The sequence below is a fragment of the Methanolobus sediminis genome (assembly GCF_031312595.1).
Lineage (GTDB): Archaea > Halobacteriota > Methanosarcinia > Methanosarcinales > Methanosarcinaceae > Methanolobus > Methanolobus sediminis.
In genome coordinates this window covers 928,469-942,790 of sequence record NZ_CP133592.1, presented here as the reverse complement: position 1 = coordinate 942,790, position 14,322 = coordinate 928,469, and the positions used below count along the sequence as shown (strand labels likewise).

Annotated in this window: 14 protein-coding genes; 12 read left to right on the top strand and 2 right to left on the bottom strand. The window is 40.6% G+C overall.

Going from position 1 to position 14,322, the window contains the following annotated elements:
* The first annotated feature begins 58 nt into the window (after window positions 1–58).
* From RE474_RS04490 to RE474_RS04450, 9 genes are all read left to right on the top strand, one after another.
* On the top strand, window positions 59–772 hold the full coding sequence (locus tag RE474_RS04490) for an ABC transporter ATP-binding protein (protein WP_309311781.1): 714 nt from the start codon (window positions 59–61) through the stop codon (window positions 770–772).
* A gap of 24 nt (window positions 773–796) precedes the next feature.
* Window positions 797–2,059 carry a COG1361 S-layer family protein gene (locus tag RE474_RS04485; protein ID WP_309311780.1) on the top strand — a complete coding sequence of 421 codons (1,263 nt, stop codon included), beginning with the start codon at window positions 797–799 and terminating at the stop codon, window positions 2,057–2,059.
* Window positions 2,060–2,084: 25 nt separating this feature from the next.
* Window positions 2,085–3,299 carry an ABC transporter permease gene (locus RE474_RS04480; RefSeq protein ID WP_309311779.1) on the top strand — a complete coding sequence of 405 codons (1,215 nt, stop codon included), beginning with the start codon at window positions 2,085–2,087 and terminating at the stop codon, window positions 3,297–3,299.
* Window positions 3,300–3,301: 2 nt separating this feature from the next.
* Window positions 3,302–4,516: an ABC transporter permease gene (locus RE474_RS04475; protein ID WP_309311778.1), complete on the top strand. Its 1,215-nt coding sequence runs from the start codon at window positions 3,302–3,304 to the stop codon at window positions 4,514–4,516.
* Between the two features lie 166 nt (window positions 4,517–4,682).
* Window positions 4,683–5,387: an ABC transporter ATP-binding protein gene (locus RE474_RS04470; RefSeq protein WP_309311777.1), complete on the top strand. Its 705-nt coding sequence runs from the start codon at window positions 4,683–4,685 to the stop codon at window positions 5,385–5,387.
* A 12-nt stretch (window positions 5,388–5,399) separates the two neighbouring features.
* Window positions 5,400–6,653: a COG1361 S-layer family protein gene (locus RE474_RS04465; protein ID WP_309311776.1), complete on the top strand. Its 1,254-nt coding sequence runs from the start codon at window positions 5,400–5,402 to the stop codon at window positions 6,651–6,653.
* A 16-nt stretch (window positions 6,654–6,669) separates the two neighbouring features.
* The gene (locus RE474_RS04460) at window positions 6,670–7,884 is read left to right on the top strand and encodes an ABC transporter permease (RefSeq protein WP_309311775.1); all 1,215 of its coding nucleotides are present in this window, start codon (window positions 6,670–6,672) and stop codon (window positions 7,882–7,884) included.
* 39 nt (window positions 7,885–7,923) lie between these two features.
* A complete protein-coding gene (locus RE474_RS04455; protein WP_309311774.1) occupies window positions 7,924–8,160 on the top strand; it encodes a PLDc N-terminal domain-containing protein in 237 nt (78 codons plus the stop codon).
* A 107-nt stretch (window positions 8,161–8,267) separates the two neighbouring features.
* Window positions 8,268–8,882: a sensor domain-containing protein gene (locus RE474_RS04450; RefSeq protein ID WP_309311773.1), complete on the top strand. Its 615-nt coding sequence runs from the start codon at window positions 8,268–8,270 to the stop codon at window positions 8,880–8,882.
* A 60-nt stretch (window positions 8,883–8,942) separates the two neighbouring features.
* On the opposite strand, the gene RE474_RS04445 is transcribed toward RE474_RS04450, so the two are convergent.
* Window positions 8,943–9,221, bottom strand: coding sequence for a MarR family transcriptional regulator (locus RE474_RS04445; protein WP_309311772.1), 279 nt, complete (start codon window positions 9,219–9,221; stop codon window positions 8,943–8,945).
* A gap of 149 nt (window positions 9,222–9,370) precedes the next feature.
* On the opposite strand from RE474_RS04445, the gene RE474_RS04440 reads away from it, so the two are divergent.
* Genes RE474_RS04440 through RE474_RS04430 form a run of 3 tightly spaced genes read left to right on the top strand, consistent with a single transcriptional unit; the run spans window position 9,371 to window position 11,985 of the window.
* A complete protein-coding gene (locus RE474_RS04440; protein WP_309311771.1) occupies window positions 9,371–9,883 on the top strand; it encodes a response regulator transcription factor in 513 nt (170 codons plus the stop codon).
* 16 nt (window positions 9,884–9,899) lie between these two features.
* Window positions 9,900–11,642 carry an ATP-binding protein gene (locus tag RE474_RS04435; protein WP_309311770.1) on the top strand — a complete coding sequence of 581 codons (1,743 nt, stop codon included), beginning with the start codon at window positions 9,900–9,902 and terminating at the stop codon, window positions 11,640–11,642.
* 19 nt (window positions 11,643–11,661) lie between these two features.
* Window positions 11,662–11,985 carry a YbjQ family protein gene (locus RE474_RS04430; protein ID WP_309311769.1) on the top strand — a complete coding sequence of 108 codons (324 nt, stop codon included), beginning with the start codon at window positions 11,662–11,664 and terminating at the stop codon, window positions 11,983–11,985.
* 9 nt (window positions 11,986–11,994) lie between these two features.
* Here RE474_RS04430 and RE474_RS04425 read toward each other — a convergent pair whose 3' ends face one another.
* Window positions 11,995–13,593, bottom strand: a complete 1,599-nt coding sequence (locus RE474_RS04425; RefSeq protein WP_309311768.1) for a PAS domain-containing sensor histidine kinase — start codon at window positions 13,591–13,593, stop codon at window positions 11,995–11,997.
* Window positions 13,594–14,322 lie beyond the last annotated feature (729 nt).

Sequence of the window (14,322 nt, the reverse complement as noted above, 5' to 3'; positions counted from 1 at the left end):
ACATTCTTCTTTGAAGGAAAAATATGACTTATTAAGTGCGTTTCTATGGGGGACACGTATGGATTCAAAAGCTGCCCATGATGAAAAAGACAGGGACAAAACACCTGTGATTGAGCTTGTGAACCTTTGCAAGAGTTATCATGTTGGGGATATGAATGTACCTATCCTCAAAAGTATCGACCTGAAGGTCATGCCGGGAGAATTTGTTGCGATCATGGGTCCTTCCGGTTCCGGGAAAAGCACACTGATGAATATGATCGGCTGTCTTGACAGGCCAAACTGTGGACAGGTTCTTCTGATGGGAAAAGATGTTGACACACTTTCCGATCCTGAACTTGCAAAGTTGAGAGGGATGGAGATCGGGTTTGTATTCCAGAACTTCAACCTTGTTCCAAGGCTCACAACACTCCAGAATGTGGAACTTCCTACTTACGCTAATAAAAAAATCGGAGTGGATACCAGAGAAAAAGCAAAGGAGCTTGTGGAAATGGTTGGTCTGAAGGAACGCATGAATTACAAACCTTCGGAGATGTCTGGTGGGCAGCAACAGAGGATTGCAATTGCAAGGGCTTTGATAAATGACCCATCTCTCATACTTGCCGATGAACCCACAGGAAATCTGGATTCAAAAACCGGCGACGAGATCATGAAGATATTTTCTGATCTCCATGAAAAGGGAAGGACAATAGTTATGATTACTCACGATCCTGATCTCACGGAATATGCAGATCGTGTAATCTATCTTAAGGATGGAATTATTGAAAATAATTAAAATGAGGTAATTACTATGTTGGTGTTGGGGAATAGGAAAAAAGGACTGACATTTACTGCATCGTTAGTGTTGCGAATATCACTGATCTTGGCTTTGTTTCTATCATTATCATTCGTTGCATCGGCCGCAGAAGGTGCCGATCTTAAAGTAAGTGTACTCAGGTATGAGCCAGTGCCAGCAGAGATTGGTGAATATGTGAGTGTCTGGGTCAAAGTAGAGAACCTCGGTTATGCAAAAGCCGATGATCTTTCCATAAAAATGGTTCCAGATTATCCATTCTCAGTTGACAGCAGTGAAAATGCTCTTGTTAATGTGGGAATATTAACTCCGGATAATGCAGCTGTTCACGAATATAGGCTTTACACTGATTCTGCTGCCAAGCAGGGAACCGGAACATTTGAAGTGTGGTACCAGGAAGAATCTGATGGCACCTGGTTCAAGAAAGAATTTGAATTAAGAGTTGGTTCTGATTCCTTTGACAGCAAAGGAACAATACAACTTGTGGGTGAGCCGGTAAAAGAACCTGAAGTGTTCATGCCAGGGGACGAAGGAACAATTTCATTCACACTCAAGAACAGTGCTACTGATTATACTATTACAATTGATGATGAGCAGTATGATACAAATGCCAGGATTCAGTCTGCTTCCCTTGAAGGAACTGAGGGTATTAAAGTCACAACCGGCACTTACTATGGAAATGGTGTTATTGGCCCTGGGGAATCAATCGGTCTGACCTACAATATAGAGGTTGCAAACGGCACTCCTGATGGCACTTATTATCTAGACTTTTCAATCGTTGGAAGTTCTCATTCCTATAACAGCAACTGGAGAATTCCTATCAAGGTAGATTCATCTTCTGTAAGGGTCATACCTTCAAAACCACTAGCTTTTGAAAATGGAGAGGGGACTCTGGAATTCGATGTTGCTAATATCCACCCCAATGCGCTTTCATCTGTGAGCGTGAAACTTGAAGCAGAAGGTATTGAGTTCTCACCCTCTGAATATTTCATTGGTTCAATGGATTCTGATGAGTTGTTCACTATTGAAATCAATGCAAAAGCAGTTTCTAAAGACATTACTTTCCCTCTGGATCTTGTGATTACTGCAGATTACAGGAACGGACTAAACGAACATACAGAAGAGATAACCACCCGCCAGCTTCAGAATCATGTTGTGGAAACAGGTGGCGGTTCGGGGATATATCTGGTAGTTATCCTGCTGGTAGTTGCCGGAGCCGGAATTTATTATTTCTACAGGAAGAACAAGGACAAAAAGGTGAAAGAATAAGTAAGCAGTTCAGGATGAACATTTCATGTTAAATCCGGCCCAGGCTATAAATATCGCATTGGGAAGTATCGGCAGTGCAAAGCTAAGGTCTGCCCTCACAACCCTTGGAATCATTATCGGTGTAGCGGCAGTTATAGCCAATGTTTCTCTTGGTGCAAGTTTTAACCAGTATTTCAATGATGAGATAGGTGCCGTAGGATCGAATTTCATAGTGGTTTACAGCCAGAATATAGACGTTTTTTTTGACAAGGAACTTGAAGTTATCAGGAATACGCCCGGCGTGGAGGGTGTTTCCCCGATAAATCAGCAGATGGCGAAGGTCACCTATATGTCAACTTCCCGGCAGATCGACATTCAGGGAGTGACCCAGGACTATGATGAAGTTGCAAACTTCAAAATGGATTCTGGTACTTTTCTTACTGACAAGGACCGCTACGTAGCAGTTATAGGCGCAGAGGTTGCCTATGATAAATTTGATAAGAAAATATCAATTAAAAATCCGATAGATATCACATTCAGGCGGGAGGATGGCGGTGTTGTCACAAAAACATTCATTGTAAAAGGTGTGATTACTGATCCCAACACAACATTTGCCCAGACCGGAGTAGAACCTGAAATTCGTGTCTTTATTCCAATAGATACAATGAATGAGATTCTTGGAAAAGATGACTATGGTGGCTTTTTCATAAAGGCAGAGAGCCTTGAAGTTGTCCGTGAGACCTCGGATGAGATCGATAAAAGACTGGCACGCACTCTGGGCGTCCCAAGCAGGGATCTGGAAAATGATGATGCCAAGCCTTACGTTATGTTTGACCAGATCGAGATACTGGAAGAAACTAACCAGCTTTCTGCAGCTTTAACATCGCTACTGATATCAGTAGCTCTCATTTCCCTGTTAGTAGGTTCTATCGGAATCATGAATATCATGCTTGTGACTGTTGCCGAGAGAACACCTGAGATAGGTCTTCTCAAATCTCTTGGGTATAGTGAGCATGATATCCTGTTACTGTTCATCATCGAATCAATGATCGTTGGCCTTATAGGTGGGATAATCGGTACGGTTATGGGAATCGGTGCTGCCTCTATAGCTAATGATCTCCTTGATGTTCCGGATGTTTTCCCTGCAAGTCTTATTTTCCTGGGATTTTTCGTATCTGTGCTGGTGGGACTTGTAGCAGGAGTCTATCCCGCAAGAAAAGCTGCACGTATGAACCCTGTTGAAGCCTTGAGGAAGGAGTGAGTATGATATACCTGCGATATGCTTTTGTTCTGGCACTTGGAAGCATACGCAGTGCAAAGCTGCGCTCAACTTTAACGGCTCTGGGTATTATCATAGGTGTCGCTGCTGTTGTTGCAAACGTATCTGTGGGTGCGAGTTTCAATCAATATTTCACCGATGAACTTGGTTCTCTTGGCTCGAATTTCATAATTATCTACAGTCAGGATGTCAATATTTTCTATGATACGGAGCTGGAACTCATCAGGAACACTCCGGGAATAGAAGGCGCTTCGGCATTTAATCAACAGACTGCGGCCATAACATATCTTTCATCCACTCGTCAGATCGATGTTCAGGGTGTGTCGGAAGATGCTCAGTATATTTCCAATCTGGGAGTCGAAGAGGGGAGTTTCCTCACAGACAAGGACAGGTATGTGGCTGTTCTTGGTAAAGAGGTTGCAACTGAAAAGTTTGATAAGAATGTATCTGTGAAAAATTACATCGACATTACAATCAAACGAAACGATGGTACAAGTGTGACCCGCAAGTTCCGTGTAAAAGGTATTCTTGCAAGTGAAGATAACACATTTGTAACCGGTGGTCCAGATCGTGATGTGACTATCTATATTCCGATAGCGACCATGAATGAATTGTTGAATGTCACTGATTATAGTGGTTTTTCTGCGAAGACCGGTTCAGCTGAGTCTGTTCAGGAAGTTTCGGATGAGGTTGATAAAAGACTTGCGAGGGATCTTGGTGTTCCAACAAGAGACCTTGATAATGATGATGCGAAACCTTACCGGATATTTAACCAGGCAGAAATAATTGAGCAGCTTGATTCCCTGACAAATGCTTTTACCATACTTATTACTATGATCGCCGCTGTGGCACTTTTAGTAGGTTCCATTGGAATTATGAATATCATGCTTGTCACGGTAACTGAAAGGACCAGCGAGATCGGTCTTTTGAAATCACTGGGATACACCAGACCGGACATTATTGTTCTTTTCATCATGGAGTCTATTATTGTAGGTGTGATAGGTGGCATAATGGGCACAGTTCTTGGTATTGTCGGTTCCTATATTGTAGAAGTATATCTGGGGATAACTCCTGTATTTCCGTTCTACCTGATCATTCTGGGATTCTTCATTTCGGTATTTGTAGGGCTTGTAGCAGGTGTGTATCCTGCTAACAAAGCTGCAAATCTGAATCCTGTGGAAGCTCTTCGTCATGAATAAACTGTGATTGGTTGTTGAGTTTCATTTTCCGTGTTTTATCTTACATATATAGTCTATATACTCTAAATATGCAAATCAGACTATTTGTAGAAAGGTTTAAATATTTTCTTCACATTGACTGACTTGTCGATAAATAGTCAAGTCGGGCGTACAAAGGTGAATTAATATGGCTGGTTGTAATGTGCAAAACCCTGAAACTAACAATGTGATAGATATTCAGGGTCTGAAGAAGAGTTATTTTCTGGGTAATATGGAAGTTCCCATACTTCATGGAATAGATCTGTGTATTAAAAAAGGGGAATTTGTGGCTATCATGGGTCCTTCCGGTTCCGGAAAAAGTACTCTGATGAATATGATCGGCTGTCTTGACAGGCCCACTAGTGGCAAAGTAATGCTTATGGGAAAAGACACGAACACCATCACAGACAATGAGCTTGCAGAGCTCAGAGGATTTGAGATCGGCTTTGTTTTCCAGAATTTCAACCTTATACCACGGCTCAGTGCTTATGAGAACGTATTGCTTCCAACTTATTCCAACACTAAGAAAGGAATGGACACGTCAGGTCGGGCACGAGACCTGCTGAATCTAGTAGGTCTCGATGACCGTATAGGACACAAACCTTCAGAATTATCGGGTGGACAAAGACAGAGAGTTGCAATAGCCAGGTCTCTGATAAACGATCCTTCGTTGATCCTTGCCGATGAACCAACAGGCAATCTTGACTCCAAAACAAGTGTCGAGATCATGGACATTTTCTCTGATCTCCATAAGAAAGGACGCACCATAGTGATGATAACACACGATCCTGAAATGGAGCAGTATGTTGACAGAGTTGTCCTTATAAAGGACGGTAATATCGGCAACAATTGAGGGTGGTTTTACATGAATTTCATAGATATTTTAAGTATTGAGAAGATGATGAAAAGATCATTTTACATTTTACTCTGCATAGCTTTATTTAGTACTTCTTCCATTATGCCGGTCTCTGCAGATTCGGCACCTAGCATGAAGATCGATATAATTGACTATGATCCTTTCCCGGCTCAGATTGGTGAATATGTAGATGTCAGTGTAAAGATCGAGAATACAGGTTTCGGACGTGCAGATGCAGTTTCCATTAAGATGGACCCTGAATATCCATTCTCACTGGATTCCCAGAACAATGCTGTGGAATTCATAGGAATATTATCTCCCGATGATGCGGCGGTACACGAATACCGTCTATATGTGGACGAGAACGCAAAGGTGGGCACAGGCACAGTTGATGTCTATTACCAGATCTATGAGGGTGGATCCTGGTATAAGTCCACCTTTGACCTGAACGTCGGTTCCAACACATTTGACAGCAAAGGAACCATTGAACTAACCGATATCTCCTGTGATCCTGTGGTATTTATGCCCGGAGATATCGGTACAGTCAGTTTCACTCTTACTAATACGGCAACAGATAGCTCTGTAACCATCGACGGTATGGACTATGATACGAATGCACGTGTTCAGTCTGCAATACTCTATGGTGACAACTATATTGATGTTACAAGTGACAGTTATACAGGCTCTGGTGTAATGGGTCCGGGTGATTCTATTACATTGAGCTACAATGTTGAAGTTGCAGATGATGTTACAGATGGCACTTATTATCTGGATCTTTCCATGGTTGGAAATTCTCACTCATACAACAACAACTGGAGAATTCCTGTCAAAGTAGATTCAGCTTCTGTAAAGGTCATTCCTTCAAAACCTATGGAACTTGCCAACGGAGAAGGAACCCTTGAGTTCGATGTTGCGAACATGCATCCGAATTCACTCAGTTCTGTAAGTGTAAAACTGAGTGCCGATGGTATTGATTTCTCTCCGGAAGAATACTTTGTCGGAGCAATGGATTCTGATGAGCTTTTCACAATAGAAGTGGATGCAAAAACAGACATCACAGACGAAACTGTTCCTGTAACCATCACTGTGGAATATAGAAACGGGATAAACGAACATAACACTGAAGTTGCTGTCCGTGATGTAAAACTCACTAGTGAAGAGGAAGGTAGCGGTTCAAACCTCGCTGTTGGAGCAATTGCTGTCCTGTTACTACTTGGTGTTCCTGCGGTAGTGTTCATGAAGCGCAGAAAGAACAATAACTAAGCTTACAGGTGAGACTATGCTGAGTCTGAAACACTCATTCAGAATGGCTGTAGGAAGCATCAGCAGCTCTAAACTGAGGTCCGCACTTACAACCCTTGGAATTGTCATAGGTGTAGCTGCAGTCATTGCAAATGTATCACTGGGCGCCAGTTTCAACCAGTATTTCACAGAAGAGATTGGCTCGGTAGGCAACAATTTCATAATAATTGAGGGAAAGACCTCAAACCTCTTTCATGATTATGAAATGGAAATCATAAAAAACACTCCTGGCATTGTTGGAGTATCTCCCCTGAGCCAGGAAGTTGCAGAGGTTACTTATCTCTCCACTGTACGACAGATAACTGTACAGGGAGTTTCCGAAGATTATGAACAGGTTGCCAATATCCAGATGGAAAGCGGCACTTTCATTGATGACAAGGACAAGTACATGGCCGTCATAGGGCATGATGTTGCATATGATAAGTTTGACCGCAAGATATCTGACAAGAATACAATCGAGCTTAGTTTTACAAGACCTGATGGGGAAGTTATAACTCAGAAGTTTAAGGTAAAAGGTATTGTTGACAGTCCTGAAACAACATTTGTGCAGAGTGGCATAGAGCCTGACAACAGGATATTCATTCCAATAGCAACTATGAATGAGATCATGGGTCAGGACTACTACTGGGGCTATTTTGCAGCCGCCACAAGTCTTGAATCTATTGATGATGTAACCGAAGAACTCGATAAGAGACTTGCAAGGGATCTTGGAGTTCCTTTCAGGGACCTTGATAATGAGGATGCTAAACCGTATGCACTTACGAATCAGGGAGAAATACTGGAACAGGTAAATCAGTTGTCTGCCGCACTTGGCTCTTTGCTGACTTCGGTTGCACTGATATCACTGATAGTAGGTTCCATTGGTATCATGAATATCATGCTTGTCACAGTGACTGAAAGAACAGGTGAGATCGGCATTATGAAATCTCTTGGCTTCAAGAACCATGAGGTTCTGTCCCTGTTCATGGTGGAATCTATAGTTGTTGGATTATTTGGCGGTGTGCTGGGTATTGTACTTGGTGTTGTAGGTGCATATTTCGCGGATACTGCCATGGGACTGCCATATGTGTTCCCGCTTGACATGATCATCACCGGCATGCTGGTTTCAGTGATAGTTGGTTTGCTTGCGGGTATTTATCCTGCTAATAAGGCAGCAAGAATGAATCCGGTTGATGCTCTCCGTCATGAATAAACACTATGGGAATCAAAGGAAAATCAAGGAGATATTAAGATGTTCGATATGTTTGGAATGGCAGTTTCATTCTTTCTGCTTATATTTGTCTTCGGGTTCGGGATCATCGGGACTTTGTTCTGGTTGTGGATGCTCATCGATTGTGCCACAAAAGAACCTTCTGAAGGAAATGATAAGCTGATCTGGATAATAATTATAGTTTTCACACATGTGCTCGGTGCTTTTGTGTACTTTTTTATCAGGAGGCCAAAACGCATTAAGGAGTATGGAAAATAAACCGGGATTAGTAATTCTGAAAGGTAGCAGTATTCAGGAATCATTAATATCAATAAATTTCAGAGGATGCCTAATTAGTTTAACAGTAATGTATGAGGAAGAGAAAAATGGTAGAGGTAGGGGGTGCTATTCGCGAATTCTTAATGGTTGCTTTTAAGAAGCAGACCTATCTGAATATCCTGTATCTGCTGTTCTCTTTCCCTCTGGGTACTGCATATTTTATATTCCTTGTTACAGGTCTCTCATTTGGTTTCGGCCTGCTGATTGTGTGGGTCGGGATCCCGGTCCTTTTGCTGATCTTCCTGGCGTGGTGGGAGATTGCATCATTTGAGCGACAGATGGCTATCTGGTTACTGGGAACTGAAATTCCTTCCATGTATACACAATCGTTTTATGGTGACAGCATACTTAACAAATTTATACAGAGGGTGAAGAGTCCTGTTACATGGAAAGCTCTTATATTTTTGCTGTTGAAGTTCCCTCTGGGAATTTTCTCACTGGTTCTTATGGTAGTACTATTGGGCCTTACTCTGACAATGCTGTTCACTCCTGTACTCTATTTACTGGGAGTGAGTGACGTAAATTCAGCTCTGGAAGCATTTATTGTTTCACTGTCAGGCATGCTTGTGGGTTTTGTATCTTTACACGTGCTAAACATGCTGGCTATCATATCAGGTAACTTCGCAAGAATAATGCTGGGCAGTTCAGAAAAACAGTTATGATGGCCGGTTATCGTTTTTCAATAACAATTCAAAAACAGGTATTAGTGTTTATAATGAGGCCTATTTCATCCTGTTCAGACGGTCATAGAAGTCAAGGATCAGCTTTGTTTTTTCATTCTCCAGATTAAGCCGGAAGGTTCTTATTTGCTTACCTAGCGGCTTTTCAATTACAATATCACTTTTGATAAGTGGGGTTATGACCCTTGCAACACTGGAGTGTGATAATCCGGTTTCGTCTGCAATGCCGGAAAGATAGGTTGATTCATCCTTATGTGCAATGAGGTTCTTTAATACCGTCATCTGAGCAGTTTTTCCAAATATCTCTTCCAGCGCGTCCATTAATATCCTAATTAAATATTCCGTTATGGCTTATAAGATTTTCTTTTATCGGATAGGTTGTTTACAAAAAAAGAAACCCTTTCATATTTCGAAAGGTTTTAATAATATCATCCAGCTATATTTTATGAGCTCATTCAGGTAGAATTATCATGCAAGTAGAAAACATTGGCGGAAAAATCCTTTCACTAATGGAGGAGAATCCAGGAATAACTGTAACGGAAATTTCTGAAAAGTTATCAGTACCAGAAGACCAAGTTGAAAATATACTGAAGAGTATGTCTGATACAAGGCAGAAAATTCTCATTGTTGATGATGAGATGGATGCCCTGATTTCACTGAAAGTTGCTCTGGAAGCTGAAGGCTACAATGTTGCTGAAGCAAAAGATGGTCATGAAGCTTTAGATAAAGTTCATTCTGAGAAACCGGATGCAATCCTGCTTGACCTTATGATACCCGGAATTGATGGTTTTGAGGTTTGCAGGCAGTTAAAATCTGATGATATGTATCGTCATATTCCGATCATCATGCTTACAGCGCGCGGAGAGATTGACGATAAGGTAGAAGGTATTGAACTTGGTGCTGATGACTACGTTACCAAGCCTTTTAACCTGAAAGAACTGAAAGCACGTGTAAAAATGGTCCTGCGAAGGCAGGATATCTGAATATTTAAAAGGATCCATGTGGAACCGTAAAAGCAAATGGAACCTCATACTCTTTGCTGTAGTAGTTTTGCTTCTGATAAGTTCCATCTTTTTTCTCTGGATGAAGACCAATATAGAGGTCAGGTCTGTTGTTGAAGAACAATATCAGAATCAGCAGTTGTTGCTTACAAGACATGTTGCTGGTAGTATAGAACAAACCCTTAATGAGAGAGTCTCTCTTCTGGAAGTCATAGCAAAAAAAGATTCAGGAGTTCCGGATGACTATTTTGAATCGGATCTAAGAAGTGTTTACGATATTGCCGGTCTTTTTTATGTGGTAGAATATGTTGCTGAAAACGGGACAATAGTGTCAGGTTATCCGGAAGAATCTGTTCCTATTGGTTTTAACCTTTATGAGAACGATCAGGCCCGCGCGTTTGAATACGTGAAAAATAATAATGAAGTTTATATCACAGACCCTCTGAAACTCATGGAAGGAAATTATGGAGCTTTTATCTGGGTTCCTGTTTTTGAAGGCGATGTTTTCAGGGGAGCATTCATTGCTATTATCAAAGAGTCGGATCTGAAAAACAGGTATGTGGTTGAGTCCAATTCATCAAGTTATGCATATCTTATTGATGAGCGTGGCAGGATACTTTATGAAGGCGATCATAACTATAAGCGAGGCGCTCTTTATGTTGATATTTTTGGTTCCAATGCATCTGGTTTACAGGAAATTATGGCAGACCAGATCAATGGTTCCGAAGGTAATGGGAAATATTTCCTGCTTGAAAATGGAACTATCTATGAAGAAAGACTGGTGTCATACTCTCCGATCGAATGGTACAATCAGAAGTGGTCACTTGCACTGACCAGTCCTTCTTCAGAAGTTGACCGTCTGATTGTTTCAGTTTACCTGAAACTCTTCATTGTGGCAATGGTTTCAGTTCTCTTCATTGTTTTTGTAAGTTCGTTCGTAGTGATAATTCTTTATAACTGGAGCAAGAGTCTTGAAAAGGAAGTAGACGAGAAGACTCAGGAACTGAAAGAATCCAATGAATCCCTGAAGTCTGCAAATAGAAAGCTCAAGGAACTGGACCGCCTGAAAACAGAGTTCCTTTCCATTGTATCGCATGAACTAAAAACTCCTCTTACAGCGATGAGGACCTCCAGTGAGTTCCTGCGGGAAAGTGATGAATGTAGTATTCCTGTCAGAAGGCAGATGCTGGATATTATCATCAGGAATATAGACCGGCAATCCAGAATGGTGGATGACCTCCTGGACATCTCGAAAATCGAATCCAACCGCATGAAATTCCATAAAGAATCTCTGGACATAGAGGAAGTAGTTCATACTTCTCTTGAGATGCTTTCCGCTGTCATCAAAGAGAAAGGTATGAACGTACTGGTGGAAATCCCGGATGATCTTGCTAAGGTCTATACTGACAAGGATAAGCTGGTTCAGGTTTTTGTAAATCTGCTGAACAATGCCGTAAAGTTCAGCAAAAAGAATGGTAATATCAGGATAACAGCACAGGAAGATTCTGATTTAGTGAGGATAAGTGTAAGTGACGATGGTATCGGTATGAATTCCGAAGAGCTGGAGAATATATTTGATAAATTCTACCAGATAGACGGTACTTCTACCCGCAAGGTGGGGGGAAGCGGTCTTGGTCTTTCAATTGTGAAAGGGATCATAGAAGGTCAGGGTGGAAGTATAACTGCCGCAAGTGAGCGGGGTAAAGGCAGCACTTTTGTTTTCACATTAACCAAATCATAATTAATGGAGGAGTAAATGGATGATAGTAACAACAACAGATGGAATTGATGGAAAAGAACTTGAGATTATTTCCGTTGTTTTTGGGAGTACTGTTCGTGCCAAGCATATTGGCAGCGATATTGCGGCAGGCTTGAAGAATATTGTAGGCGGCGAGCTTAAAGGATATTCTGATATGCTAACCCAGGCCCGAAAGGAAGCATATGAACGTATGGTAGAGAATGCGGAGCAGTTAAATGCGGATGCTGTTGTGAATGTGAGGTTCACAACATCACAGACAATGGCAGGTGCAGCAGAGTTACTTGCATATGGAACTGCTGTAAGGATTAAAAAAGTCGATATATGAGTTATGGGTCTAGTGAGTTTCAGTGTTCTCATTGGATAGTGGGATTGTAAAGCTGAAATTGCTTCCGTTATTTATCTCTGTATCAACATGAACTTTTCCGCCGTGCATTTCTACGAATTCCTTTACAATGCTGAGGCCAAGCCCGGCTCCTTCAAATTTACGGCTAAGTGAGGAATCGATCTGTGAGAAAGGCTGGAACAACTTATCGATATTCTCTTTTTTAATTCCAATGCCGTCATCTTTTACTGAAACATTGAGCATTTGCCCTTCTTTTGTAACATCCACTTTAATGTTTCCGTATTCGTTAGTGAATTTAATGGCATTATTTATCAGATTGTAGAGTACAGTTTTGAACTTGTTCTTGTCTGCTTTTATTGTTTTTATATTTTCATCAATAAAGAACTGCAGATCAATATTCTTTTTCTTTGCCATTGGAAGTGTGGAGTTCTTTATATCTTTAATTATGACGGGAATTGAGAACTCTTTAAGATCCAGTTCCATTTTTCCTTCCTCGATTGCTGATAGTTCTATCATTGAATTAAGCAGAAGAAGTAAGCGGTTTCCACTCTTTTTGACGACTTCAAGATACTTTTTTTGTTCTTTTGTTGTCGTGCCTATATAGTCTTCGTATAAAAGATCTGAGTATCCAATTATAAGATTCAAGGGAGTTCTCAGCTCATGACTTATGTTTGAAAGGAACTGTTTTTTAGTACGGTTCGCATTTTCAGATATCAATTTTGCAAAAACAAGTGCTTGCTCTGCTTTTTTTCTTTCAGTAATGTCATCTCCAGATGATAGTACTCCCATCATATTGCCATCTTCATCATTCATGCATCTGTTATGCCAGGCAAATATGCGTTCTCCGTCTTTTGTTTGTATAGTTACCTCAAAATAAGGTTTGAATTCAATTTCTCCCAAAATGAACTTTTTGTAGTCCCTTTTTGCTTTTTCCCTTATTTTTTCAGGTAATGCTATATCAAACCAGTTACTTGAAATAAGCTGGGATTCTTCCTTCTCGAATATTTCGCATCCTTTCTTATTTATAAGTTTTATATTACCTTCAGTATCAATTGCAAGTATAATTACACCTACGATATCAAGATAATTCTGTGCACGGTCTCTTTCTTCTTTGAGTCTTACCTCAACCTGCTTGAGTCTTGCAATATCGACCATCAGGCCGTTAATTCCTTTGAATTCACCATCCTTTATTATCGGTCTGGATGTAGTGTGCACGTAACTTATATTCCCATCCTTTTTCACTATCCTGAACATATAGGGTTTATGTTCTCCCGCAACTGTTTTTTCTATGTCCTCAAGCAGACCATTTATGTCATCAGGATGCACATGTTTTGTAAAATGTGTGCCCAGAACTTCTTCTATTGTATAGCCGGTTATGTTTTCGATGGCCGGGTTAATGTAAGTAAAAACCCCTTCCGGATCTACTGAAAAAAGAACATCATTGAGATTGTTGAGTCTTTCACTATAGAATTCTTCCGTGTCTTTGAGTTTAGATTCGGTGAATTCCAATCTTGCAGTAAGATTAGCAATTTTTCCATTGAGCTCTTTTACTAAATCATGGCAATCTTGCCCACCGATTTTATCTTCCAACGTGCTTTCCTTTGCTACCATTTGCCTAAGAACCGCCATAATCAATATGTTTTATTGTGGGTGTTCCACCTGGTTATAATTGTCCAGTGGATGAATCATAGGGCATAGACATCAAATCAATTATATAATGTCTACTTCCTAGTCATACTACTCCCTGCACAGAATATACAAATATATTAATTCTTTGTAATCCCTCAATCCCGGTTAATTTTTATGCCTACAAAGTCCCCTGTTGTTCTTCTATTTCGGCCATCTATCCATTGTTTATCATCTTATCCTTTATTTTGGAATTATCTATATAAATATTTATGTACAGCTTACATATTTTGCAAAATTAAGCTAATAAAAGAGGCAGAGTTCAGGATCTATCTTCTATTATAGGTGAAATCAATGTCATATTCCGGGTTAATGAAACAGACCTCATTTGGATGTAAGTACGGGTATATCCCTGAGCTTTTCAGTTTTTCCCCAAACAGTTTTGTGTTTTGAATGATATAAAAAACACATTTCTATCTGGTAGATTTAAGATGAATATTCTCTGTTTTTAAGATAGCAGATTACGCCGAGGTTGGGGGCCGGCAATATAGTTAAAAGCCTACATAGTAAAACAGGATTTTTGTTTATATATGCGTTGTGGGTAGAACGGACTTATCTTACCCTCAACAAAGTAATAATTCTTTGACCAAAATTAAAGTATAGCGTCGAAAACATGAATCAATGCTGATGGGG